Genomic DNA, 25,261 nt, shown 5'->3' with positions numbered 1-25,261 from the left:
CACGCGCCTGCTCAGGACACAACGTTTGGTAGTAACCGTTGTGTCCTGAGCAGGCTGCCCGGTCGCCCTGTAAGTTCGCAGGTCTGCAACGACTTTAGTGTTGCCGCCGCGATCGACGCGTCGATCTCCAAAACAGTCTGATCAACATAAAACCGTAAGCCCCCAAACTTCTCCTTGACCTGTACTGCGATCACAGTCGTTTCAGGATGTTCGAGCTGCCAACGCTGAATTTGCTGAGACAAGTCGTACAGCAGTTCAAACCAACCATCACCACGGCCGAAACCATAGGACATCAGGTTGACTGTGACTGGCAGGTGTCTACCAGCATAAAGCGCTGGAAAGTCCTCAAAGAGTTTACTTGTGTGTTCTGCATTCATGGTGTTCTTTCTGCAATCAAGGTGCCGATTGGAGCATGGGCCCTAGTAGAGAGAGCAGTAGCTTGATGGGCAATAGCGGATAGTCGGTCAGATCGAGCGTGACCATAGTTCCTTCCAACTTGAGGAAGCGCCAGACTAAGCCAGTCGTGACGACACCATAGATCATGCCAGGATGCTGATTACACTGCTGTGCCACCACCATCTGTACCAAGCAGTGAGAGAAACCACGATCGGATGACTTGGTCTCCACGATCGCTGTGATGTTAGAAGCAAGGGGCGATCGCGGCGATGTTGCCCGACGCACAACGTGATCCACTGTGCCACTCAAGCCCTGAGCCGAACAGCCATAGAACGCTGTCCCGCAAGCAAGGTGCAACTGATAGAGCACTGCCAGGTGTAGCAGGATGGGCGCGACCAGCAATGCGGCGCGTGTCTTCTCATTAGTGTGGGCATGGATAAGGGCGGTCATGCCTTCCAGACGATCGCACAGTAGCTGGCAAGACACAGTCCGTGGCACGACGAGCGGCGATCGCTGCTCAATGACCTGTAACCCAAACTCACGTAGGACAAGCTCAAGCAAGTGCGGCTGCATCATGCGCTTAACCAAAATCCGAAAACAGTGTGCCACGCTGGAAAGAGGGTTCGGCGTTTACTGCGTCTAGCGCTTGAATGGTAATTTCATTAATCCTCAGTTGCGCCACCGAATCACCATCCACCTGCGTCCGCTCAATGCGCTCCAGCAATTGTTCTGGGGTGAGGGTTGCTTCCCACTGCTCCTCATGAAAACAACGGTGAAGGAAATAGTCCCATCGCTCTGGGTGCTCCAGCATGTGCTGCGCGATCGCTTGTTTCGATGCTGCTTCTACAACGCGAAAGTTATTGGGCGAAATGCCTTCGTCATACAAACTGGTGATGAGAAAGAGTGGCATGGCAGGCTCCTGGTACTACTCTGAAACCGGTACGTCTGACGGCAGGGATTGGGCAATCAGGTAAGCTTCCTCAGCGGTGAACTGGATAAAGCCACTCTCAGGTGTCACGTGAATGGACTCCCGAATCGGCTCATCGGTTTGCTCGACCGCAAGGGCTTGGGCCAGCTGGCTGGTGAGGTCTTTGAAGAGCGATCGCACGCCATAGGTTGTCCGCAGCGTGACGCTCCAGGCACTATAGCCTCGATGTTGCAAGGCGGCAAAGCGACGAGCCGCAAACTCGGCTTGCTGGAGCGGGGTCAGCGCCTTACTTTCAGTTGGTTCGTTCATAGTCATCTGAGTGAGGGGATGGATCGAAAACGATGGTGAAATCAGCAAGGACAAGTTGCTGATGCAGCAGTTTGAGATGGGCTTCCGCGTCGCCTCGACGGCGACAGCGAGCGACCGTGAGCCGTTTTAAATTCGGCAGGAGTCGGACGATGCACCACGGATGTAACTGCTGCTGATAGTTCACACCGCTCTGACTCATCGGCTTTCCAAGCTTTCAAAACACTACAGCCAACCTTATAAAGACTGAGCTGTGCAAAACAGGTCAGGGTGGTATTGACTTTTGGCGGCGTTGGGCTTCGGTTTTGGACTGCTGCGGTGGACAGAGTGCCGTCCCGAGGTCTGGGGGCATTTGCTCAAAGTGTTCCAGCAGAAAGTCCATCAGGGCGAGGTGGCGGAGGTCGATCGCGGTGGGGCGACGATAGCTGCGACCGCGACGAAACCAGCAGCGCACGGTAGAAGTGGAACGGGAACAGATCGCGGCGATCGCTTCCTGGCTGACGTGCCACTTCGCATAGAAAGTCTGCGGTGTCATGCCAAGCTGGCAGTAGCTGTAGCGGTCAATCAGGTGCTGTTCTCGGTCAGTCAAAGGGCGAGGATTCATAGAGTTTTCTCCGTTTCCAGAGGTTCGAGGTCGTCTTCCCAGGCGCTGTCCGCTTTGACCCAGGCACCACTCGGAGAATCGGCGTCGAGCCAGATGAGGTAGCACCACTGCCAGCGACAACGGTGGGGAGCAAAGCTGTAGAATCTGCCGATCGCGATGCCCCAGTCGGTCGGTTCACCATTAGAAAGCCAGCGGAGGCGGTCGCCGTAGAGAAACCGGGGCATTTCAACATCAGGAAAGGTGGTGGGTAAGTCGGTTGTGGGCGGTGGGAGGTGCAAGCTAGAAAGGGGCTTAGAGGCATCGAGCGTTTTAGAGCGGATGGCATCCAGATAGACCGCGAGGAGGTTGCCGTTGAGATTAGCAGTCAGGGTTTGAATGAGGACAGCCGCAAGAGTTTCGGCTTCCTGAGTTTTGAGCGCGACCCAAGTGGTGTCGAAGCTGCGATCGGAGTAGGTTTTGAGTCTTTGAAGCAGATCGCTGATGGCAAAATCATGTAGCGCTTGTTGGTGGCCTGTTTGATACAACGCTTGAGTGAGATGGGACGGTTTAGGAATGGCAGGCGGAATGCGGCTACATTCCTGTTCATGGGGAATCAAAGGAGGTGACATACGATCGAAAACTGCTCCTGGATGAGTGGGAGTGAGTGCTAGACCGATGCGTCCGTCTGGGCTGAATGCGGTTGGTTGCGTCGGTGGCAAGGATAGTGATGCTTGAAGTTGCATAAGAAGCCAACCCAGAAGCCTTAGAGGCTCTGAGTGGTTTCAAGGCGACTTAAATATAAGGCAAATTCGGCAATTCGTACAACACAGAATTGCCGAATTTTGAGAATTAGTCTAAAAGCTGGTTACGATCGCTAGGTTGCTGAAGTTGAGCAGGCACCAAGAACCTTTGATGGCTAGGAAAAAGAAAACTGAATTGCGCTTGTACGTCATGCCTAACCTGGATCGGCTGCTGAAGACGCTCTCGGGTCTGAGCGATCAAACGGTCAGCAGTATTGTTGAGGATACGCTCAGGGACGGTCTGCCTCAGCGCTACAAGGGTTTAATGGAGACGCACAATCTTGGCAAGCTCTTAGAGGATGAGGATGAGGCTTAAGCATTAGCACCTTTCGTCCGTCTCAATTTGATCGCCACTTCTCGAATTCCTTCGGCAGTTGCCCAAAAGACCTCATCTCGCTTGCTCCATGCAGTTACAGGCTCATGGTTTTCGGGTAACACGGAAAGATGCACAGCGAAGTCATTTCGCAGATTTCCATCGTTTGTAGTATGAGAGAAGAAGAGAGAAATTGATTTACCTGAGGAAATGAGACTGTGAATGATGTTGTAGTTGTAGTATCTGCAACTTTCCTAGATGGTGAGAATAATGCGGAGGGCATTTTTACCAGATTTCGTTGAGATTAAGGTGAGGAGGTGGGGGAGGTTTGTCTGGAAACTGGGCGGCTTGGAAGGTGTTGTAGTTGTAGAATTGACACTTTGCTTGAATACCAGATATTGCCTTGAGTTCCTCCCAACCACTAAACTTATTGAGCAATTGTCCCAAAAAAGGAAGCTGTTTAGCAATTAGGTTGCTTTGACTGCTACCCAACGCTATTGCTGCACATGCGCGTACAACAGAGTGTGGATGCTGACTCGCTTTAAGCAGTCCTTGAATTGCAACCTCTGAATCAATTTGCCCCAAAGCTTTAACTGTTGCCTTAAATTCATCTATAAAATAGTTAGAATCTACTTTATCCATCTCTAATTCGAGAAATTTGACTAACCCTAAGGCAGCTTCTTCAGTACCAATTTGACCTAGAGCCTCAATCGCTTTAGGCAGCATTAGTTGTTCAGAATGGAAAATTTCCCAAAGTGAGACCGGTTGTTTAATAGGATTTTCAGCCCATGTTTTCGGGTATTGCAATATTTCTAAAAGCTTTGGGACAGCCTCTTCAGAGCCAATTTTCCCTAGTACCTCTATTGTTTTGAGGCAGACTTTACGTTTTGAATATCTATGATCTGGATCATCTAGAACTTTAATAAGTTGTGGAACAGCTTGATCTGAACTAATTCTACCTAGTGCCTCAATGACACCTTCTAACGCAAAAGAGTCTTGATTCCTTAGAGCTTTGATTAACTCTGGAACAGCTACTTCAGAACTAATTTCACCTAATGCCCAAGCAGCACTTCTACGCACTGATGAATCTAGGTCACCTAATGCTTTAATTAACTCTGGAACAGCTACTTCAGAACCAATTTCACCCAACGATTCAGCAGCCATCCATCGCTTAGAGGAGTCAGGTTCTTTAAGCAATTTGTGCAATTCATCTATAGCAATTGTTGATCCGCTCTTTCCAAGCACAGCCGCGGCATTCCTGCAAACTTGAGCATCTTGGTCTCTTAAAGCCTGTATCAACAAGGGTATAACTAATTCTGAATTAATATGTCCCAATGCTTCAACTGCACTCCAACGAACAGAAGCATTGGGGTCTGCCAATGCTCTAACTAGTCCTGGAATTGTTGCCTCTGAACCGATTTGCCCTAATGCTGTAACAATACTTCTACGAATATAAGCATTTTGCTGAGTTTCGTATGCCTCAAGCAATGTTGTGACAGTAGGCTCCACGCTGCAACCACCAAATGCCTTGATACCGTTCCATCGTATGCGAGCATCAGGATGTTCAATCGCTCGCAGTAAATCTGGAAGAGCCGTTTTAGAATCTATTTGGTTGAGAATTTGACCAACAGTGAGGCGAACCCGACTATCAGGGTGCTCAAGCGCTTTGAGTAGCCTAGGCGTGACTGTTGGAATAGTTGTTTCCGAAATAATCTGAACAATTGCCTCTGATAGGCTGGAGCGGTAATGATAGTAGGGATCTTCAACAACATCTAATAATTCTTGAATAACAGTTTCAGAGCCGATTTGTTTAAGGGCATTGACTACATCTATTCGACATCTTTGGCTTTTCAATGCTTTAATTAAGCCCAAAACTGCAGATTTAGAACCAATTTCACCTAATGCATAAGCAGACAAGCTACAAACAGAGCTTTCTGGGTCTTCATCTAATAGTTTAAGAAGCTCTGGAATAGCCTTCTCCGAGCCAATCAATCTTAATGAATCAACTGCTAACCAACGCATCCGAGGATTTAGATGTTTGAGATCCATGAGAGGAAGCGCAATAGCAAATTCTGATCGAGTGTGACCTAGAACCCACGACTTCAACGATGGAAGTATCTCTGCATTCTGAATTACCTCAACCGTTTTTAACTGCAACTCTGGTTTGACCGCTCCTGCCAATTTTGCCCCAAGTATCCAGTCTACGTCTAGAGCCAGTTTCACCACCCGCACTGCTTGTGCCTCTTGCTTCACCAATGCCAACATCAATGCTATAGGTTCTGTCCACTTCAGATAGTTGAGGTAATCTCGTTGCAGTTGCTCACCGCTGACATGAGGTAGGCGTTTCAGCAGAGCTTCTGCCGCGTAATATTCCTGAAGCAATTGGTGGTGAAACTCCAGTTGGTTCTGGCTAGTTCGTTGGAGGAGATGATGTTCTAGTAGATCTTCCAGCCATTCCTTGGCTCGTTGTGTGGGGTAATCAACCTTGTCGTGCAAAAACTCTGCCAGCACAGTCTCGGCTTCCTGTTGCGATATCGCCACCCGTAATTCCGTTGGCTCTTCTGCCTGCATCATAGTAAACGCCAGACGTTGCAATAATTCCGACTGCCAGTGTCGTAACCCATCCGAAACAGGCACATCCTGTTTCAGCTTGTCATATTCCCCAGTAAACCAGCGAAACAGCAGCCCCAGACTAGAGGGCAGTTGCTTCAGTCCCTGAAACACTTCACAGAGCATCCACAACAGCAACGGCGTTTGTCCCACCTCCCGCAGTCGCCCCTTCAACTGCCGCAACATCGGCTCTCCCTGCTGTGGCAAATACGCTTGCACAAACTGCCGCATCTGCTGCTCACTCAGGGGTTGCATCTCTAGCTTTTTCTCAATGCTCAGATCACCGCCGATCGCCACATCCCGCGTGGTGAAAATCATCGGCGTTTGTGGATAGTCCAGCCGAAAGCTAGCTACAGCTCGTCGGGCTGCCTCTGAGGGCAACTCATTCACACCATCGATCAGCAGCAGTAACTGGCCCTCTGCCAAAGCAGTTTTGAGGGTGGCTTCGTCTATGGATAGGTTGTGGCTTCGCAGAAAGGCTTCAAGCCGTTCCAGTACAGACGGTCGCTCTGCATCCAAATATCTCAGCTCTACTAACACTGGGATTTTGGCGGACGAATCGGTCAGAGCTTGCCTCGTTTCGTCTATCAGCAATCGGAGCAGCGCTGTGGTTTTCCCTGATCCAGGTTTTCCCATCAGCAGGACGTGTTCCGCCGCATACTTGCGAATGCCATCCAGAACAGGCAGCCGTTCCGTTTTTTCTGACATTTCCTGCCCTGGATTGCGGGCAGCATCTGACGGCTTGGGCTTCATCAACTGCACCATCAGCCCAATGTCCAGTACTGTTTTCGCTTTCGGTTCCTGAAGCTTACTGATCACATCCGTTAGCGTGTAGAATCCCCACTGCTGCTGATACTTCTCGTCTGCAAGCAGCGATCGCAAATACGGTTCAACTGCCTTAGCATTAAGCTTCTTATTTGGGTGCGTTGCAGTTGGCAACAGGTCACTCCAGCGTCGATCGCGTTGATGAAACTCCTGCTGAAGTTCTCGTAGTTGGGGAAACTGCTGCAAAATCACACGGGTGGGAATGGCACCACCACCTAAATCGATGGAGCGATCGCGCGTAAACTTCACCATCCCACACACCTTTCCTGTGTGTCGGTTTAGTAGGGCAGACCCACTCATCCCCGGTCGCACCTGAGCCTGCTTGAACTTAATCAATGGCGGCACATCGCCGGTGAAGCCCTCACAACTTCCCGTCACCGGACAGCCATGATCAAAGTCCTGATCCGGGTAGCCAAAGAAATATAGCTCCTGCCCTGTCTGAAGTGCTCCATCCAGATAGACGCAGAGCAAATCAGCATTGGTTGGCGTGAATTGCAACAACGCCAGATCGAGTTGAGACTCGCATTGAAGGAGTTCTGCGGTGGCAAAGTCTGACTGCTGCTGCCAGCGAATCTGAGCAGTAGCACCAACATTCAGCGCTTTGACGACATGAGCACAGGTAAGGATCAAACCTGGAGCAACAAAAAAGCCTGTGCCCCAGCCATTCTGACCGGGGATGATGATCTGGACGGTGCACTGTTGCAGCAATTCCTCTAGCTGAGCCATGAATTAGCCCTCATGCTGCTCCTTGACTGTTACATCGGCTGCTAGCAATGCCCTGAGTTCTTCACATTCTTTGACCAGGGGAATGCCTAACTCAGTGGCGATTGCCAACGCGGCATCGCAATACTCTCGCGCCAGGTCAAGCTGACCTGTTTTGTGATGGAGTTCTGCCAACCTTAAAAGGGCTTCCGCTTCATTCGTTCTATCGCCCAGGGCTTTGAAGATTTCCAGGGATGTTTGCAAGTGGGGTTGAGCCTCTGTATACCGCTCAAGTTTGAGTAATGTTCCTCCCCAATTAACCAGTACAATGCCTTCGCTCCGACGATCGCCAATTTCGCGGGCAATGGACAAGTTTTGCTGATGGTACTCAATCGCTTGCGGGTAGTTGCCCAAAGCATGGTGAGCACTGCCCAAACTTCCTAGTGCAATGCCTTCGCCTCGACGGTCGCCAATCTCACAAGCAATAGACAACTTTTGCTGAAAATTGTCTATTGCTTGTGGATAGTTGCCCAGAAAATAGTAAGCAAGTCCCAGATTCCCAAGTGCATTACCTTCGCTCTCACGATCACCGATGTCGCGGGCAATAGACAAGTTTTGCTGATGATACTCAATTGCTTGCAGGTAGTCGCCTAGACAACAGTGCGCAAGTCCCAGATTTCCAAGTGCGATGCCTTCCCCCTGGCGATAGCTAAGTTTACGAACAATCGTCAACGCTTGCTGAATATACTCAATTGACTTGGCGTAATCGCTTAAATTTTGGTAAACAAGACCCAAGTTGTTGAGTATCTTCCCTTGTCCCTGAAAATCGTCGATGTGATGGGCGATGGCTAAACTTCGCTGATAATGATCAACTGCTTGAGGATAGCTGCTCAGACGAAAGAAAGCATTCCCGATACTTATTTCACAAGCCACGTCTATGGTCACGTCTAACTTGCCCAACAGTCGTTCATAGAGCGGCAGCATTTCGCGGTAATACGCCCAGGTCTCGAGTTGTGCCCCCACGTTTTGGGCAATCAGGATGTCGCTGGCGGCTGTCCAGTCGTCTAGTTCGCAGAAGTGGTGAAAGGCTTCGAGGGAGCCGCGTAGTGTTTCCAGGTTCGGGGCATCGGGAGCGGGTTCATAGGCAGTCTGCCAGAGATGGGCGGCGATGCGGTGGGCATCGTTCCAGGCAGTGGGGTCAGCTTGCAGGCGATCGCCTGCCACACGGCGGATCAAGTTATGTTGGAGCAGGAGGGTCACTGCAGGGTCTGTCCCGATCGCCAGTTCTTCCTCTGCCAGGTTGTGAGACTTCAACACCTCCAGGGCATTCCACTGACGGTCTTCGGGTAGGTCTGCCAATATCGCCAGCCAGAAGGCTTCGGGCACCGGACGACGATAGACGGCACTGCGGCAGAGCAGGTTGCGGGCATCCACAGGTAAGCGCTGCAAGGATTGCTCGACTCGCTGCATGACGCGGAGTTGCAGGGCGCGAGGAGCATGGCGGCGGCTGGGTCGATCGCGCTCCAGGGCATCAAACTCTGCCTGGTAGCGCTGCCAGTAGTGCGCGACGTTGCCGTGAAAGGGGCGATCGAGGATGTCTTTGGCAATCACCTGGAGGACGAGGGGATGTCCGTCGTACAGCTGTCCGAGGCGTTTCAGGTAGTCGATCGCGCTTGCATCTGGCTCCAATCCGTTTTTCTGAAAGATCTCTAGCTGTTCGGTCTCGCTCAGTCCGCCCAACTCCTGACGGTGCCAGTAGCGGGGATAGCGATCGGCGGCAATCTCCAGCGCTTCGGGTAATGCCTGTGACGTGAGGATGAACTGACTCTGGCACTCGTCGCCTGCCAGGAGTTGCTGAAAGAAAGACAGCCATAGTTCGTCCTTAAAGGTTGTCCAGCCCTGTTCGTCGTCGCCTTCCAGCAGCATTTCCAGGGAATCGATCTGTACCAGATAGGGCGTGGTTCGCAAAATTTGCAGTAGACGTGCCAGCAACCGCTGGGGATCTTTCTGGTCATCGGGGGTGGTGGCGTGTCCGAGTTTGGGCAGCAGGGTGGTGGCAGCGGTGATGAAGTCGTGAGGGAGGGCGCGATCGTCGAAGTTGAGGCGGGCGAAGTGGCGGGTTGGAGAAGTGGGGGAAGAGGAGAAAGGGGAAAGGCAATCAAAGACGAGGCGTTTGGCGAGGGCGGTTTTGCCGATGCCAGTGATGCCGATAATCGCGAGGATGCGGTAGTGTTCCTGAAGCTTGCGAGAGAGGGCGGCGATAAGGGTATCGCGACCGACCCAGGTGGTGGGGTCGTAGGTGGAGAGGGATAAGGTGGCTCGTGTCGAAGGCAAAGTTGTGGCATTGGCCGCGATCGCCCCTTCCAGCCATTGCAACCAGCGCTGATCGCTTTGGTGAAACGCTCGCTGCTGTTCCATCAGTTTGGGAAACTGAGCCAAAATCACAGCCGCAGGCACCGCTCCGCCACCCAAGTCAAAGGAGCGATCGCGTGTAAATTTCACAATCCCACACACCTGACCCGTGCGCTGGTTCAGCAACGGCGACCCACTCATCCCCGGTCGCACCTGTCCCAAAACAAACTTGATTAACGCTGGCTCGTCCCCCGTTAAACCTTCACAGCTAAACGTCACTGGGCAACCATTGGGAAAATCTTGGTCGGGATAACCAAATAGGTACAGCGGATCTCGTGATCGAATATCCTGATCCAAATACACGCAGGGCGGGTTGGCATCGGCAGGAAGCGTCACTCGCAGCAATGCCAAATCATAGAGATCAGGTAGCGATCGCTCCACCACTGCTTCCAGTTCTCTTTTCTGCCACCGCACCTGAAGAGGTTCACCCTTTGCCTCCTGCACCACATGAGCACAAGTGAGAATCCAGCCAGGAGCCACAAAGAAGCCCGTGCCCCAACCGATCCGGCCTGGAAGGGTCAGTTTCACCGTGCACTGTTGTAGCAAAGCCTCTAGGTGACTCATGGCTCAAGCTTTTTGCCAGGTTCCCATTCCAACGTAATTTCGAGGTTGGCTTTACCGGAGCCTTTGACAATGATTGCCGTCAATTGCCCCGCCTCGATCGCCAGTTCCATGCCAAACTTCACCGTCGCTTTCTTCGGTCTCACCTTTTGAATCGGGGCAGCAATCATCTGCACCACACCCTCGATCGCATCGGCTACGGGCTGAAACTGCTTCGTGTCAAACCCGACATCCTCTCGCCCGGTATTCGTGACCTCGACTTTGACGATCGCCCCATTCGGAAGCTGCACCGGCACGGTTTCACTACGGGATTCAGCAAAGGTCATGGTCTTCATCTCCTCGCTTGAGTTGCCACATCAACGTTGTTAGGGGCGCTCTGGAGCCGTTGGCACTACTGCCTTCAGACCCCGAATAAATTCGCGAATCACATCTGACTGAGAGCGCTGAGTTGCTTCGCAGTACTGTCTGAGGAGTGCCATCTCTAAAGTCGGCACCCTGACGTTTAAATGTTCGATGTAGCGTTTGCCAAGGCGGGGCATTCTGTAAAGACGAGTGAGTTACGCTATGGAACAACTATAATCTCTGGTTGCGGCAGAAGCCAGGTAGCCAAACTGGAAACAGGCAGCAGTCAGAGAGTGTGAACGGGAAGCATGGCACGAACAAAAAACGAGACTAACGGGAAGAACGGCAACGGGGCAAATCTGGGGTTTGAGCAAACTCTGTGGGCAACCGCTGACAAAATGCGCGGACACATGGATGCTGCCGAGTATAAGCACGTTGCCCTGGGGCTGATTTTCCTCAAGTACATTTCGGATGCGTTCCAGGAACTCTACGATGACCTGGCAGCCAAGCAGGAGACCGACTACACCGACCCGGAAGACCGGGATGAGTATCTGGGGGTGAATGTCTTCTGGGTGCCGAAGGAAGCGCGGTGGGCACACATTCAGGCGAACGCGAAGCAACCGACGATCGGCAAGCTCATTGATGAGGCGATGCTGGCGATCGAGAAGGAGAACCCACGGCTGAAGGGCGTGTTGCTGATGCAGTATGCCCGACCGGATCTGGATAAGCAGCGGTTGGGGGAACTGATTGACCTGATCAGCACGCTGGGCTTGGGGGATTCTTCCAGTCGCTCGAAGGATATTCTGGGCCGGGTGTATGAGTATTTCCTGGGGCAGTTTGCTGAGAAGGAAGGCAAGGGCGGTGGGGAGTTCTATACGCCGCAGTCGGTGGTGAAGCTGCTGGTGGCGATGATTGAGCCGTACAAGGGGCGGATCTATGACCCCTGCTGCGGATCGGGCGGTATGTTTGTGCAGTCAGAGAAGTTTGTGGAGGCGCACGGGGGACGCAAGGGCGATATCGCCATCTATGGGCAAGAGTCGAACCCGACGACGCGACGACTGTGTTTGATGAACCTGGCGATTCGGGGGATTGATGGCAATATTGGCGATCGCCAAGCGGACAGTTTCACTAATGACCTGCACAAGGATTTGAAGGCAGACTATATCCTGGCAAATCCGCCGTTTAACATCAGCGATTGGTGGCAGGGGTCGCTGGCGGATGATGTGCGCTGGCAGTATGGCACGCCGCCGAAGGGCAACGCCAACTATGGCTGGGTGCAGCACATGATCCATCACCTCGCACCGCATGGCATTGCGGGGTTTGTGTTGGCAAATGGCTCGATGAGTTCTAACCAGTCGGGTGAGGGGGAGATTCGCAGGGCGATCGTAGAGGCGGATCTAGTGGATTGCATGATTGCGCTGCCGGGGCAGTTGTTTTACACGACGCAGATTCCAGCGTGTTTGTGGTTTGTAACACGCAATAAGAAGGGAATGGTGGGGTCGAAGGGCTTTTCGACCTTGCGTGATCGGCGGGGGGAGACGCTATTTATTGATGCCCGAAAGCTGGGATATCTGGTTGATCGCACCCACCGGGAGTTGACGGAGGAGGAGATTGCCCGGATTGCGGCAACCTATCATGCGTGGCGGGGTGAACCGGAGGCAGGCACTTATATAGATGTGCCAGGGTTCTGTAAGAGCGCAACGTTGGCGGAGATGCAGTCGCATGGGTATGTGCTGACTCCAGGACGGTATGTGGGAGCGGAGGACTTGGAAGCGGATGATGAGCCGTTTGAGGAGAAGATGCAGCGGTTGACGGCGAAGTTGGAGGAACAGTTTGCAGAAAGTGCCAAACTGGAAGCAGCAATCCGGCAAAATCTCAAAGCGTTGGGGATGTAGAACTGGGTGCTTTTTGGAGATGCCTAAGAAAATTAGAGAATTGAAGGCTGCACTGCGTAAAGCTGGCTTTGAATGTGTCCGAGTGCGAGGGAGCCATGAACGCTGGCTTCATCCAGCTTTACCAGAGTTGCCCATTACAGTTGCAGGTAAAGATGGGAAGGATGCGAAGGCTTATTTAGAGAAGTTAGTTAAGGATGCGTTGCAACGGCTAGAAGACAAGGAGCAGAACGATGAGCCAACTTAAGTATCGAGTCAATATTGCCTGGTCTGAAGCTGATCAGGCGTATCTTGTGGAATTGCCAGAGTTTGCGACGGAAATTCAACGCTATTTTACGGATGGTGACACCTATGAGGAGGCGCTGAAAAATGCTCAGGAAGTTCTGGAATTGCTAGTTGAGAGTTATCAGGTTGAGGGGCGACCATTGCCACAGCCTCAAACGTTACAGGCAGCTTGAGGAGATAATGCAGCGATTCGAGAAAATCTTAGGAGGTTGGGGTTATGAGTCCTTTACTACAGCAAGTATTACAGGAAATTGAACAACTCACTTCATCTGAACAACTGGAGGTGATTAGCCACACGACGGAGCAGCTAAAGCGTCGGGCAGTGACTCAAAGCAAGCCTAAACGAAGCTGGCGAGAATTGCGTGGCATTGCGCCCAATGTGCTAAATGGGCAGGATGCTCAGGAATGGGTCAACCAGTTACGGAGCGAGTGGGATGAGCGAGAACAACGAATTGTTGAGGGGTTATGAAACTTGAGGCGGCGTTTCAGCAGGTGAATCGATTGTTTCTAGATTCAACTCCGGTCATCTATTACGTCGATGCGAACCCTAATTATTCCGCCATTATGGATGGAATATTTGATTTCATTGAGTCGGCTCAGATTCGTGTGGTCACTTCTCCAGTCACGTTGGCTGAATGCTTGGTCTTGCCAATTCGCCAAAATGATTTGTTTCAGCAAAGACTGTTTGTTGACATCATTACGGCTCAAGACACGGCTGATTTTGTCAATATCACTTCAGCGATCGCTAGAAACGCTGCTGAGGTGCGGGCAAAGTACAACCTAAAGTTACCAGATGCCTTCCAGATGGCAACAGCACTAGAAGAAGGCTGTGAGGCGCTTTTGACGAATGATGATCAACTAAAACAGGTAACAGAACTGCGGGTTTTGGTGATCAGCGAGTTGGAGGTTTAAGAAGCAGATGAACGTTCGTGAACTTATAGAAGCTCTATCACAGTTTGATCCAGAAACGCGAGTGGTGGTTGCTGGATATGAAGAAGGATTTAACGATATTACCCAGGTTCAAGCAGAACAGATTCGGCTGAATGCTTATCGAGATTGGTTTTATGGGAGCCATGCCAAAGCAGACGATGAACGAGTTAGACAATCGCTGCCTGACGCGCCTGAAGTGATGGCGATCGCGCTAACTGGAAAAAATCAAACTACTGAAGGGCTAGATAGCAGTGATCTCATGAATTCGGGCTTGGGATGGAGACAGGCAGTGAGTGATGAGGCGTGAGGAGAAGATGCAGCGTTCATGGAATGTCGCGGAACGAGAAGCGCAAAATGCCTCTAAACAAGCATCGCCTGGTATGGCAAAATGAGCATCGACGCAGATGTTAGAGGAGTAGTTTAAAGAGTCGGCTTGGTTGGAGAAGGAAATTAGTAATAACTTGAGGAGATTAGGTTATTTTGGTTGATTCTGCCTCACTAAAGGATTTGCTGATCCTCACAAAAGATGGCGAATGGGGAAAAGCCGAACCAGTAGAAGATAGTGTGCAAATGCATATTATCCGAGGAACTGATTTTTCTTCAGCTCGATATGGTAGCCTATCTAGCGTTCCTACCCGTTTTATTCCAAAACATATTTCTAAACGAAAGCAGCTTGCACCCTATGACATCCTTATTGAAACGGCTGGAGGCACAAAAGACCAACCCACAGGAAGGACGGTACTTCTTAAACCTCGACTTTTTGAGAAAGCAAAGCATCTGATAACGTGTGCAAGCTTTAGTCGATTTCCAAGAGTCAACACAGAGCTTGCCTTTCCTGAGTATGTCTTCTGGTTTCTTCAATACCTGTATAAAACAGGGCAGATGGAGCGGCACCAAGTTCAACACACAGGAGTAGCTCGTTTCCAATACACCAACTTTGCGGAAACAACAGAAATTCCACTTCCTCCGATCGCCGAACAAAAAGCGATCGCCCAAATCCTCTCTTCCCTCGACGACAAAATCGAACTCAACCAGCAGATGAACCAGACGTTGGAGAGTATCGCCCGTGCCCTCTTCAAATCCTGGTTTATCGACTTCGACCCCGTCCGTGCCAAGCTGGATGGACGACAACCCGCAGGCATGGATGCTGAAACTGCTGCTCTGTTTCCTGATGCGTTTGAGGATTCGCCATTAGGCAAAATCCCAAAAGGGTGGAAGGTTAAGCAATTACAAGAAATCTCGAGTAACGAGTCAGAGTCCTTCGATTTTGCATCTCACTCAAATGTCATATTCCTAAATACAGGAGACATAGCATGGGGTCAATTCTTACACGCGAACTACTCATCTGGGAATGGCTTACCCGGTCAAGCTAAAAAAGCTATCCGAAAAAATGACATTCTCATTAGTGAGATTCGTCCAGCAAATGGGCGATATGCGTTTGTAGACTTTACTCCAACTGATTATGTAGTATCAACCAAGTTTATGGTGATACGGGCTAGCGATGAGATTCATCCGAGGTTGTTGTACCGAGTATTAACGCGCCCAGAGACTTTAGCAGAGCTACAAGTAATTGCTGATTCTCGTTCAGGAACATTTCCTCAAATAACTTTTACTTCGATTGGGCACTTAAAGTTTATATTGTCACCCACACCGATTCAATCCGCATACCAAAATTTTGTTAAATCCCTAGATCGAAAAGCTAAAATTCACGACTTGGAAGCTCAAAGCCTTTCCTCAATCCGTGATGCCCTACTGCCAAAACTGCTCTCCGGCGAGATCCGCGTCAAGGATGCCGAAAAGATGGTGGAGGCAGTTGCCTGATGCTACCCCAGGATGAGTTTGAGGAAATCATTAATGATGATTCCAAACGGATTGAGAGCGACATCGTTTGGGATGAGGATGAAGACCATTCCCCAGCCGTTGAATTCCGAGCAGAAATAGTTTCCGAAGCTGGCTATCCCCTCTTTATCAAAGGCAGCTACAACCCACTCACTGAAAAGCTCACCTACGCCCTGATTCATCGTGGGGTTGGTAGAGTTTATGCACTCGATTTAGGGCAGGATCACCGAAATCCTGATGGGAAATTGGTTGGTGAAAAACATAAGCATCGGTGGGACGAGAACGTTCGAGACAAAGATGCTTACGTCCCAGAAGATATCACCGCACCTGCCACTGAACCTGTCAACGTTTGGCAACAATTTTGCGCTGAAGCCCGGATCACCCATAATGGAGAAATGAAATCTCCACCACCCACACAGTTAGACCTGTTCTTCTAATGCTGAGTCCCTGCACAGAAATCGCCAACACGGTTGGGGAGATGTACGAATGCTCTCCTATCAATGGCTTTGTGCGGATTCGTACCCCTTACCTGTACCCAGACGGGGATGTTATCGACCTCTACTTTCAAGAAAAAGCAGGACAGATAACACTGACTGATTTGGGTGACACGCTGCGCTGGTTGCGGATGCAAACCGTTACCCGAAAGAAGACTGACAAACAAGAAGCACTCATTCGCGATATTTGCCTGACTCTTGGCATAGAGCAATATCGAGGCATGTTGTTGCTGAGGGTCAAGCAGAACGAACCTCTGGCTTCAGCCATTACCAGGCTGGCTCAAGCCACCATTCGAGTTTCTGACCTCTGGTTTACGTTTAGAACAAGAGCGTTTGAGTCGATTCAAGAAGAGGTTGCAGACTTCTTGTCAGAGCTTAAGATTCCCTTTATCCAAAACGAAAAAGTTAGGAGTCGTTCTGGTCGTACTCGAACCATCGACTTTCATACTCGGCATCCCAGACAAAGTTCTTTTGTGGAATTGTTGAGTACTGGAAGTCGTGCCGCCGCTAATGCAAAAGTAGACAGCACCCTTGCGACCTGGTACGACATCAGTTATTTGACGGTTGGCGCGGATAACGTCAAGTTTATTTCTCTATTCGATGACACTTTGGATGTCTGGACTCCTAGCAATATCCAGTTTCTAGAACAAATTTCGGATATTGCCTACTGGTCAAGACCAGAGCAATTTGCAGAACTGGTCGCACCCCAAGGGTAACCAGTCATTCAATTTGGGATGACTGCTTGCCTCGTTGAAAGTCAGGTAATAAAGTGTTGTGTCTCCTGGTGTCTGTAGGGGCGATACCAGTGAAACGGCAAAACCGAACCTGTAGAACCATAAACGATCGGGCCACTCAACTTCAAAATTTCCTAGAACTCAAAGAAAATCCTAAGAAAAGCTCCCTTTCAAATACATTGAGCCAAGCTTGAGTTGCTAATTTATCTTTGATGCCTAAACTGCTAGGAGCTCTATAACAAAGGGTTTTCTGTAACAACATCTCCAGCTTTCCCTGGCTCATATCATCAAGCGCTGATATTACCGGGTAGACCCTTGTTACTTGTGGATGAACTAGAGGAAGTCTAGGAGAAAGGTGCGTCTCAGTCCGTAAAGCATCGCTCCCATACATTTACCTAAGGAATTCAATCATGGCAAATAGCCAACTCAGCCGCCCTGGTCAAGTAATGCCCGAAATTCACGGTAGACCGGGGCAGGTGTGGGGAAGTGTTGTGATTCCAGCTAGTGGAAAAGCAACGATGAGAATTGTCGGTGATACGCTCCATACCAGCACCAAAACCTCCTATGGCTTAGAAAAGAAGGAAATTCATACTCGGATTCAGAACATTGACGCTGTTGAAGTTGTAGAAGGACGGCTCTGGTGGCTACTCTTTCTTGGTATTGCCACTCTGCTTTGGGTAATTGGCATCGTGTTTATTGTGCTCTTCTTCGTGCTCAAGCAGAACTGGATAGTAGTGCATACTCCTTGTTCTCATCTCATCCTGTTCTACAAAAAATCTGAAAACGTTCAAGGTTTTTGCACCAATCTACTCAACCTTTCTCGCCAGCTCAATGCTCCTGCTATTCCCAGGCAACAACCTCCTGCTCAAGCCACTAGACCAACCAATACACGACCTGCCCCCACCGCAGGTTGAGCTTTAGCAGTCAAAAGAGGCAGGAGCACCAAAGCATGAGCAGCATGTCAGAAGCCATGATCGAGGAAGCAACCCTTGCCTGGTTTAGGGCGCTAGACTACACCACCCTACACGGTTCTGACCTTGCTCCTGGTGAACCTCAAGCAGAGCGGGAGACTTACTCTGAGGTTGTGTTAGAGGCACGCTTGCGATCGGCATTAGCAAAGATTAATGCAAAAGTGCCCGTTGAAGCCTTGGACGATGCTGTGCGGCAGGTAATCCGATCTGAAAGCCAAAACCTGTTTGAAAATAATCGCCGTTTCCATCACCTCCTTACAGAGGGTGTCCCCGTCTCCTATCAAGGCGAGACTGGACGCATGGTGCACGATCAAGTCTGGCTCATAGATTGGGTGAATCCTGACCACAACGATTGGTTAGTCTTGAATCAATTTAGGGTCGTTGAGAACCATAAGAACCGCCGTCCTGACGTTGTCGTTTTCATCAACGGGCTACCCCTCGCCGTCCTCGAACTCAAAAACGCTGCCAGCGAAAACGCTGATATTGAAGGAGCCTTTAACCAACTCCAGACCTACAAACGCGACATTCCCAGTCTCTTCACCTTTAATGCGCTGCTGGTGGTTTCCGATGGGATGACTGCCCGGATTGGTTCACTCACTGCCGATCGCGATCGCTTCATGCCCTGGCGCATTCCACCCCGTCCTCAAGCCGAGGTGCTCCCCTTCCCCAATCGCACTCAGCCCAAAGCCGCCGAAACAGGCGGAACCTATGCTGCTAGTGTTTCACCCCATGCTCCGGAACTGGAAGTCTTAATCAGCGATGTTTTTGAGCGATCGCACTTCCTTGACCTCATTCGCTTCTTCATCGCCTTTGAAGTCGATGGTGACACCATCACCAAAAAGATGGCAGGCTACCACCAATACCACGCCGTCAACAAAGCCGTTGCCGCTACCGTTCAGGCGACCGCACCTGAAGGAGACAAGAAAGTTGGCGTAATCTGGCATACCCAGGGTTCCGGCAAGAGCCTCTCGATGGCATTCTACGCCGGAAAAATCATCCAGCATCCGGCAATGGCAAACCCTACCCTGGTTGTGTTGACCGATCGCAACGACCTCGACGACCAACTCCTTACCACCTTCTCCAAATGCCAGGACTTGCTGCGCCAGCAACCCGTCCAGGCGGAAGACCGCGCCGACCTCAGAACCAAACTCGATGTTGCGTCCGGTGGTGTTATCTTCACCACCATCCAGAAATTCGCCCCAGACGAACGCGGCGGCGACTACGACGTGATTTCTTCCCGCCGCAACATCGTCTTCATTGCCGATGAGGCACACCGCTCCCAATACGGACTCAAAGCGCGGGTTGTCAAAACCACAGATAAAGCCACTGGCGAAGAGGGAGCCTACACTGCCTACGGCTTCGCCAAATACCTGCGCGATGCCCTGCCCAACGCCTCCTTCATTGGTTTCACGGGCACCCCGATCAACAAAGCTGATGCCAGCACCCGCCAGATCTTCGGCGACTACATCGACATCTACGACATCCAACGTGCCGTCGAAGATGGAGCCACCGTCCGCCTCTACTACGAAGCCCGCCTTGCCAAACTCGCCCTGAACGAAAACGAAAAACCGAAGATTGACCCCGACTTTGAAGCCGTCACGGAAGGGGAAGAGCAGACCACCAAAGAAAAGCTCAAGAGCAAGTGGGCACAGCTTGAAGCAATGGTCGGCACCGAAAAACGTCAGGCACTCGTCGCCCAGGACATCCTCACCCACTTCGACGATCGCCTTGCTGCCCTGGAAGGTAAAGGCATCATCGTCTGCATGAGCCGCCGTATCTGCGCCGAACTCTACAAGCAAATCGTCCAGATTCGTCCAGAGTGGGACTCTGACAAGGATGATGAAGGTGCAATCAAAGTTGTGATGACGGGCAGCGCTGCGGATAGCGCAAACCTCCAACGCCACATCCGCAGTAAGAAGGGACGCGACGCGATCGCCAATCGTCTACGCAACCCCAACGATCCGCTCAAGCTGGTTATCGTCCGGGATATGTGGCTCACAGGCTTTGATGCGCCCTGCCTCCACACCATGTATATCGACAAGCCCATGAAAGGGCACAACCTGATGCAGGCGATCGCCCGCGTCAACCGCGTCTTTGGAGCAAAACCCGGTGGTCTAGTCGTCGATTATCTCGGCATCGCCCAAGACTTGAAAGCCGCCCTGATGGACTACACCGAAGGCGATCGAGGACAGACTGGCATCCCGATTGAGGAAGCTGTTGCCCTGATGCAGGAGAAATATGAGATCGTCGCCGCGATGTTCCACGGTTTCGACTACTCCCGCTTCTTCACAGGTACACCCCCAGAACGCCTTACGGTCTTGCGTGAAGCCACCGACTGGATTCTCCGCCCCGCCTTCCAGGAAGATAACGGCATCCAGCGCTACATCCAGTCCGTTACCGAACTGTCCAAAGCCTTTGCCCTCTGTGCCACGGAACCCACCGCCATCGACCTGCGAGAAGCCATTGGCTTCTTCCAGGCGATCAAAGCCACCCTCGCCAAACACACCGTTGAGGGGACAAAGAGCAAAGGGGAACTTGATGCTGCCGTGCGCCAAATCGTCTCGCGTGCCGTTGCCTCTGATGCCGTCATCGACATCTTTGCCTCCGCTGGACTCAACAACCCCGAAATCTCCATCCTCTCAGACGAATTTCTCGAAGAAGTCCGTGACCTGCCCCAAAAGAATCTCGCTCTAGAAGTCCTACGGAAGCTGCTCAATGACGAGCTGCAAACGCGATCTCGCCGTAATGTCGTGCAGTCTCGCACCTTTTCCGAAATGATGGCCAGCACCATTCAACGGTATCAAAGCCGCACGATCGAATCGGCTCAGGTGATCCAGGAACTGGTTGAACTCGCCAAAGAGATGCGAGCCGCCAACCAACGGGGTGAAGACCTGGGACTGACTGAAGACGAACTCGCCTTCTACGATGCCCTGGAAGTCAACGATAGTGCTGTAAAGGTGCTGGGCGATGAAACCTTGAAGGCGATCGCTCGTGAACTTGTGGAAGCGGTGCGTCGCAACGTCAGCATTGACTGGACAGAGCGGGAAACTGTAAAGGCGAAATTGAGGACGATCGTCAAACGACTTCTTCGCAGATATGGCTACCCACCCGACAAACAAGAGAAAGCCACTCAAACCGTCATCCATCAAGCCGAAACCCTGTGTAAAGACTGGGCAGCATCATGAGCTTACCCACCTACGATCAGTTCATGTTGCCACTGCTCAAGCTCGCAGCTGAGGATGAGCGAGTGCACGCCATCGCCACACTGCGCGAACAACTCGCGCACCAATTCGGTATCACCCCAGAACAACGAGCCATCAGACTCCCCAATGGTCAACAGTCCGTTTTTGATAATCGCATCGGGTGGGCCAACACCTATCTTCGTAAAGCCGGTTTGCTTTCTCGACCCAAGCGCGGTTCCGTCCAAATTACGCAGCGGGGAAGGGATGTGCTGGCGGAAAACCCAACTGCGATCGATAACCTCTATCTCCAACGCTTTGATGAATTCCGCGAGTTCAGAGAACGGTCTGCTACTGAAGAACCCCTTGCCACCACTCCCAACGCGACACCAGCCTCCACCACAACCCCCGAAGAGACCATTAGCAAAGCGATTGGCATCCTCAATCCTGAACTGCGGGATGAACTACTCGACAAAGTTAAACAACTCGCTCCTGAACACTTTGAGGGGTTGGTCTTAAGGCTGCTCCACGCGATGGGTTATGGCGGTAGCCTCAAAGATGTCGAAGGCGTTCCCCGTGGTCCCGATGGCGGCATCGACGGCACTATCAAAGAAGACAAGTTGGGGCTGGATGTGATCTACATCCAAGCCAAACGCTGGGAGAATTCGATCGGCAGAGAAAAGATTCAAGCCTTTCAAGGGGCGTTAGCAGGCGTTGGTGCCCGCAAAGGCGTATTTATCACCACCTCCACCTACACTCAGCAGGCGATCGCCTACGCCGCCCAACTACGCGACAGCAAAATCATCCTGATTGACGGTCAGAAGCTGACTCAATTTATGATCGAGCACGATGTTGGTGTCAGCATCAAAGAAACCTTTCACCTCAAGCGCCTCGACGAAGACTTCTTTGCCGACGTTGATTTCTAGAAGCTTGACACGCAAGACGATTTTTCACTCAATGTAGCTTACTGGAGCAAATTGCCCTATCATTTAGTTCATTTGTACTAATTTATTCGCAATGAGCCAAAAAACTATTGAGTGTAGATTGGTTGCTACAGAAGACACTCGTCGCTATCTCTGGCACCTGATGGCAGAAAAGTACACTCCTCTCGTTAATACACTACTGAAACAAGTTGCTCAAGACGATCACTTCGAGGAATGGTGCCACTCAGGCAACCTCTCAGTGGCGATCGTTAAACAGTTCTGCGAGAAGTTGAAGGAAGACTCACAATTTGCAGGCCAACCAGGACGATTCTATAGCTCTGCGATCGCCCTCGTGCATCGCATCTACAAATCCTGGTTAGCCCTTCGCAAGCGCGTCAGAAACAAAATTGCGGGTCAGACCCGTTGGCTCGCCATGCTCAAAAGTGACGATGAGCTAACAGAAGCCAGTGGTAGTGACCTAGATGCTTTGAAAGTGCAGGCTGAAGCAATACTGGCTCAGATACAATCCCAAACGCTACTCAATGGTCAGTCTAAACCTAAAAAGTCTCGCAACCAGAAGCAACCGACACAAACACTTGAGCCAAAGAAGAACAACATTCCTAATGAGCTTTTCAAGTTGTACGACTCCGTAGACGATGTTTTGACGCGATGCGCGATCGCCTACCTGCTCAAAAATGGCAGCAAGATACCGGACAAGCCTGAAGATGCCAAAAAGTTTGCTAAACGTCGCCGCAAAACAGAAATCCGGTTAGAACGGCTCATGCATACGCTTCAGCGTACAAGACTCCCTAAAGGAAGGGATTTGTCGTGGCACAACTGGTTAAAAGCCTTAGAGCAGTCAGCGAAGTGTGTTCCTCAGGATGAAACGGAAGCGGCAGACTGGCAAGCCAGCTTATTGACTGAGGCTGCAATACTGCCCTTTCCAGTCAACTATGAAACGAATGAAGACCTTCGCTGGTTTCTCAACGAGAAGGGAAGGCTATGCGTCAGCTTCAATGGTCTGGGCGAACACACGTTTGAGGTTTACTGCGACCAAAGGCAACTTCACTGGTTCAAGCGGTTTTTAGAGGATCAGGAGGCCAAAAAAGCCAGTAAGGGTCAGCTCTCAAGCAGCCTATTTACCCTCCGCTCTGGACGCCTTGCTTGGCAGGCGGGCAAACATCAAGGCGATCCGTGGAACGTCCATCGACTCTCTTTAGCTTGCGTTGTAGAGACTCGCCTTTGGACGACCGAAGGCACCGATCAGGTGCGTCAGGAGAAAGCTGCCACTTATACAAAAGTGATTGCTGGCACGAAAGCCAAAGGCAAGCTCAATGCAAAACAGGAAGCGTTTATTCAAAAACGTGAAAAAACGCTGGCACTACTCAATCATGCTTATCCTCGTCCAAGTCATCCACTCTATCAGGGACAACCTTCGCTGCTTGCTGGTATCAGCTACGGGTTAGACAAACCCGCTACGCTTGCAATTGTCAATATTCAAACTGGCAAAGCAATCACTTATCGCAGCCTTCGGCAGCTTTTAGGAGAGAATTATAGACTCCTGAACCGATCTCGCCTCCGTCAGCAGCGGAATGCCCATCAGCGGCATAACAATCAGTCCAAGAATGCACCCAATCAATTCGGTGAGTCAAACTTGGGCGAGTACATCGATCGCTTGATCGCAGGAGCCATCGTAGCGATCGCGCAACAATACCAGGTCAGCAGTATTGTCTTACCTGATGTTGGTGACCTCCGAGAAATCATCCAGAGCGAAGTGCAAGCTAGAGCAGAACAAAAAATTCTCGGTTCTGTCGAACGACAGCGCCAGTATGCGCTCAGTTATCGGTCGAGTGTGCATCGTTGGAGCTATGCTCAACTCAGCCAAGCCATTCAGAGTCAGGCGGCTCAGATCGGTATTGCAGTTGAGACAGCCAAGCAGTCGTTTACAGGCACGCCGCAAGAGAGAGCTAAAGGGTTGGCGATCGCAGCCTACCAAGCACGAAAATAAAGGCTGCTTGTAATTAGAACATTTGTACTGTATAAATGAATTGCGCCATAGTTCATGCCAGTAATGGTCTCTGTGCTACTGCCAATTACGAGCTACTTTGACTGTCGGAAGATGGTCTTGCTTTCTGGCTCAGATCGACTGTCCACCCCGAAGTTGGGCGCGCTCCCAGCAAGAGGGTGCGGGTATACCGCAGTGATGGTTTATCGTCTTCACCTCCGAGCAAGGAGGAATCCACCTTAACTGTTCAAATTTGGCAAACCGAAGCAAGGGCAAAATGCCTAGGAGGTTTGCCAAAAGGCTGCATTTCGCTCTGAGACTCTTTTTTGGAGGTTGCTTGTCAACCTCAAACGACTGCTGAAAGGCCAGAAATCGAGTTTAAAGCGAGGTTTGCCAAAAACACTGCTGAAAAGCCTTTTGTGACTAAGTTTCAACCCTTAGAGTCGCGATCGCCTTTCCAGCAAGAGGCGGGTTGAAAGGACTATTAGATGTCAAACACGATTTATCAAACCATGCGGAGTCGCGATCGCCTTTCCAGCAAGAGGCGGGTTGAAAGGCTCCTATTGCTGTCATCTGGAAGTACGGTGTTCCTGGGTCGCGATCGCCTTTTTAGCAAGAGGCGGATTGAAAGACAGCCTTTGAGTATGTGGCTCAATTTGGCCTGGAGTCGCGATCGCCTTTTTAGCAAGAGGCGGATTGAAAGCTTTGTTCACCCCCACTAACGCGGCTTTAGGCGATGCACGGTCGCGATCGCCTTTTTAGCAAGAGGCGGATTGAAAGCCTTGGCGCTATGCGATCGCACTGAATGAGTCGGTGTCGCGATCGCCTTTCCAACGAGAGGTGGGTTGAAAGCTTGCGTTTTGTTGTAAGAACTCTTGCGGCTCAAGTCGCGATCGCCTTTCCAGCGAGAGATAGGTTGAAAGCCTCCCAGCCGGACTGACGCTGCTAGTGGAACTACTGTCGCAACAGCCCTTTTAGCAAGGGGCGAGTTGAAAGAAACCTCCTAACTCGTGGCGCTATCCTCTCGGACAAAGTCGAGATTCACGTTTCAGTAAGCATATTCAAATTACATGTAGTCATGCAGTCGTACTTAATCAGAAGCGACTGCATTTTAGTTTTTGAAGAGAAAGCGATTAACAAACGCTCAGCATTGCTAAGTAGATCAGGCTTGAAAAGCTCCGGTATGTAAAGTTAGATGGAGGTATCGATTTCAACGATTTGGAGGTGCAGC

General features: G+C 51.0%; 27 protein-coding genes. 15 read left to right on the top strand and 12 right to left on the bottom strand.

Features of this window, described 5'->3' with window-relative positions:
• Window positions 1-11: 11 nt before the first annotated feature.
• From C7B82_RS28735 to C7B82_RS34035, 7 genes are all read right to left on the bottom strand, one after another.
• Complete coding sequence (locus C7B82_RS28735; protein WP_106260521.1) at window positions 12-377, bottom strand: hypothetical protein; 366 nt, start codon at window positions 375-377, stop codon at window positions 12-14.
• A gap of 16 nt (window positions 378-393) precedes the next feature.
• On the bottom strand, window positions 394-972 hold the full coding sequence (locus tag C7B82_RS28730) for a hypothetical protein (RefSeq protein WP_219904753.1): 579 nt from the start codon (window positions 970-972) through the stop codon (window positions 394-396).
• A 4-nt stretch (window positions 973-976) separates the two neighbouring features.
• Window positions 977-1,306, bottom strand: coding sequence for an OTU domain-containing protein (locus tag C7B82_RS28725; protein WP_106260518.1), 330 nt, complete (start codon window positions 1,304-1,306; stop codon window positions 977-979).
• A 15-nt stretch (window positions 1,307-1,321) separates the two neighbouring features.
• Entirely contained in the window at window positions 1,322-1,633 is a 312-nt protein-coding gene (locus tag C7B82_RS28720; RefSeq protein ID WP_106260517.1) for a hypothetical protein, read from the bottom strand.
• Complete coding sequence (locus tag C7B82_RS28715) at window positions 1,617-1,832, bottom strand: hypothetical protein (protein ID WP_245940144.1); 216 nt, start codon at window positions 1,830-1,832, stop codon at window positions 1,617-1,619. Before C7B82_RS28715 ends, C7B82_RS28720 begins: the two co-directional genes overlap by 17 nt.
• A gap of 63 nt (window positions 1,833-1,895) precedes the next feature.
• Entirely contained in the window at window positions 1,896-2,234 is a 339-nt protein-coding gene (locus tag C7B82_RS28710) for a hypothetical protein (RefSeq protein ID WP_106260515.1), read from the bottom strand.
• Entirely contained in the window at window positions 2,231-2,956 is a 726-nt protein-coding gene (locus C7B82_RS34035) for a hypothetical protein (RefSeq protein WP_245940143.1), read from the bottom strand. The genes C7B82_RS28710 and C7B82_RS34035 overlap by 4 nt, the downstream gene beginning before the upstream one ends.
• A gap of 208 nt (window positions 2,957-3,164) precedes the next feature.
• Here C7B82_RS34035 and C7B82_RS28700 point away from each other — a divergent pair, with 208 nt between their 5' ends.
• Window positions 3,165-3,329 (top strand): hypothetical protein, encoded by a 165-nt coding sequence (locus C7B82_RS28700; protein WP_219904752.1) that lies wholly within the window; start codon window positions 3,165-3,167, stop codon window positions 3,327-3,329.
• A gap of 282 nt (window positions 3,330-3,611) precedes the next feature.
• On the opposite strand, the gene C7B82_RS28695 is transcribed toward C7B82_RS28700, so the two are convergent.
• Genes C7B82_RS28695 through C7B82_RS28680 form a run of 4 tightly spaced genes read right to left on the bottom strand, consistent with a single transcriptional unit; the run spans window position 3,612 to window position 10,975 of the window.
• Complete coding sequence (locus C7B82_RS28695) at window positions 3,612-7,487, bottom strand: HEAT repeat domain-containing protein (RefSeq protein WP_106260512.1); 3,876 nt, start codon at window positions 7,485-7,487, stop codon at window positions 3,612-3,614.
• A 3-nt stretch (window positions 7,488-7,490) separates the two neighbouring features.
• Window positions 7,491-10,439, bottom strand: coding sequence for a tetratricopeptide repeat-containing serine protease family protein (locus C7B82_RS28690; protein ID WP_106260511.1), 2,949 nt, complete (start codon window positions 10,437-10,439; stop codon window positions 7,491-7,493).
• Window positions 10,436-10,762, bottom strand: a complete 327-nt coding sequence (locus tag C7B82_RS28685) for a CU044_2847 family protein (protein WP_106260537.1) — start codon at window positions 10,760-10,762, stop codon at window positions 10,436-10,438. Before C7B82_RS28685 ends, C7B82_RS28690 begins: the two co-directional genes overlap by 4 nt.
• A 39-nt stretch (window positions 10,763-10,801) precedes the next feature.
• On the bottom strand, window positions 10,802-10,975 hold the full coding sequence (locus C7B82_RS28680) for a ribbon-helix-helix protein, CopG family (protein ID WP_106260509.1): 174 nt from the start codon (window positions 10,973-10,975) through the stop codon (window positions 10,802-10,804).
• Window positions 10,976-11,086: 111 nt separating this feature from the next.
• On the opposite strand from C7B82_RS28680, the gene C7B82_RS28675 reads away from it, so the two are divergent.
• The 14 genes from C7B82_RS28675 to C7B82_RS31730 all read left to right on the top strand — a co-directional run bounded on the left by C7B82_RS28675 (window position 11,087) and on the right by C7B82_RS31730 (window position 24,752).
• The gene (locus C7B82_RS28675; protein ID WP_106260507.1) at window positions 11,087-12,673 is read left to right on the top strand and encodes a class I SAM-dependent DNA methyltransferase; all 1,587 of its coding nucleotides are present in this window, start codon (window positions 11,087-11,089) and stop codon (window positions 12,671-12,673) included.
• 19 nt (window positions 12,674-12,692) lie between these two features.
• Window positions 12,693-12,917 carry a type II toxin-antitoxin system HicA family toxin gene (locus C7B82_RS28670; RefSeq protein ID WP_106260506.1) on the top strand — a complete coding sequence of 75 codons (225 nt, stop codon included), beginning with the start codon at window positions 12,693-12,695 and terminating at the stop codon, window positions 12,915-12,917.
• Window positions 12,904-13,128, top strand: a complete 225-nt coding sequence (locus C7B82_RS28665) for a type II toxin-antitoxin system HicB family antitoxin (RefSeq protein WP_106260504.1) — start codon at window positions 12,904-12,906, stop codon at window positions 13,126-13,128. The genes C7B82_RS28670 and C7B82_RS28665 overlap by 14 nt, the downstream gene beginning before the upstream one ends.
• 44 nt (window positions 13,129-13,172) lie before the next feature.
• Window positions 13,173-13,424, top strand: a complete 252-nt coding sequence (locus C7B82_RS28660) for a hypothetical protein (protein WP_106260503.1) — start codon at window positions 13,173-13,175, stop codon at window positions 13,422-13,424.
• Complete coding sequence (locus tag C7B82_RS28655) at window positions 13,421-13,867, top strand: type II toxin-antitoxin system VapC family toxin (protein WP_106260501.1); 447 nt, start codon at window positions 13,421-13,423, stop codon at window positions 13,865-13,867. The genes C7B82_RS28660 and C7B82_RS28655 overlap by 4 nt, the downstream gene beginning before the upstream one ends.
• A gap of 7 nt (window positions 13,868-13,874) precedes the next feature.
• Complete coding sequence (locus C7B82_RS28650; RefSeq protein ID WP_106260500.1) at window positions 13,875-14,192, top strand: hypothetical protein; 318 nt, start codon at window positions 13,875-13,877, stop codon at window positions 14,190-14,192.
• Window positions 14,193-14,365: 173 nt separating this feature from the next.
• Window positions 14,366-15,706: a restriction endonuclease subunit S gene (locus tag C7B82_RS28645; protein WP_106260498.1), complete on the top strand. Its 1,341-nt coding sequence runs from the start codon at window positions 14,366-14,368 to the stop codon at window positions 15,704-15,706.
• Window positions 15,706-16,161, top strand: coding sequence for a DUF6978 family protein (locus tag C7B82_RS28640; RefSeq protein WP_106260496.1), 456 nt, complete (start codon window positions 15,706-15,708; stop codon window positions 16,159-16,161). Before C7B82_RS28645 ends, C7B82_RS28640 begins: the two co-directional genes overlap by 1 nt.
• Window positions 16,161-16,934, top strand: a complete 774-nt coding sequence (locus C7B82_RS28635; protein WP_106260494.1) for a DUF1828 domain-containing protein — start codon at window positions 16,161-16,163, stop codon at window positions 16,932-16,934. The genes C7B82_RS28640 and C7B82_RS28635 overlap by 1 nt, the downstream gene beginning before the upstream one ends.
• 428 nt (window positions 16,935-17,362) lie before the next feature.
• Window positions 17,363-17,866 (top strand): hypothetical protein, encoded by a 504-nt coding sequence (locus tag C7B82_RS28630; RefSeq protein WP_146141305.1) that lies wholly within the window; start codon window positions 17,363-17,365, stop codon window positions 17,864-17,866.
• Between the two features lie 35 nt (window positions 17,867-17,901).
• On the top strand, window positions 17,902-21,108 hold the full coding sequence (locus C7B82_RS28625; RefSeq protein ID WP_106260491.1) for a type I restriction endonuclease subunit R: 3,207 nt from the start codon (window positions 17,902-17,904) through the stop codon (window positions 21,106-21,108).
• Window positions 21,105-22,028, top strand: coding sequence for a restriction endonuclease (locus C7B82_RS28620; RefSeq protein ID WP_106260489.1), 924 nt, complete (start codon window positions 21,105-21,107; stop codon window positions 22,026-22,028). The genes C7B82_RS28625 and C7B82_RS28620 overlap by 4 nt, the downstream gene beginning before the upstream one ends.
• Window positions 22,029-22,119: 91 nt before the next feature.
• Window positions 22,120-24,033: a type V CRISPR-associated protein Cas12k gene (gene cas12k, locus C7B82_RS28615; protein WP_106260488.1), complete on the top strand. Its 1,914-nt coding sequence runs from the start codon at window positions 22,120-22,122 to the stop codon at window positions 24,031-24,033.
• A 485-nt stretch (window positions 24,034-24,518) separates the two neighbouring features.
• Window positions 24,519-24,752 carry a hypothetical protein gene (locus C7B82_RS31730; protein ID WP_146141304.1) on the top strand — a complete coding sequence of 78 codons (234 nt, stop codon included), beginning with the start codon at window positions 24,519-24,521 and terminating at the stop codon, window positions 24,750-24,752.
• Here C7B82_RS31730 and C7B82_RS32820 read toward each other — a convergent pair.
• On the bottom strand, window positions 24,749-24,916 hold the full coding sequence (locus tag C7B82_RS32820; RefSeq protein WP_181357755.1) for a hypothetical protein: 168 nt from the start codon (window positions 24,914-24,916) through the stop codon (window positions 24,749-24,751). The genes C7B82_RS31730 and C7B82_RS32820 overlap by 4 nt on opposite strands.
• Window positions 24,917-25,261: the final 345 nt, after the last annotated feature.

Source organism: Stenomitos frigidus ULC18 (genome assembly GCF_003003795.1).
Taxonomy (GTDB): domain Bacteria; phylum Cyanobacteriota; class Cyanobacteriia; order Leptolyngbyales; family Leptolyngbyaceae; genus Stenomitos; species Stenomitos frigidus_A.
The sequence above is the reverse complement of the archived record's forward strand: the minus strand, read 5'-3'. Positions and strand labels throughout refer to the sequence as shown.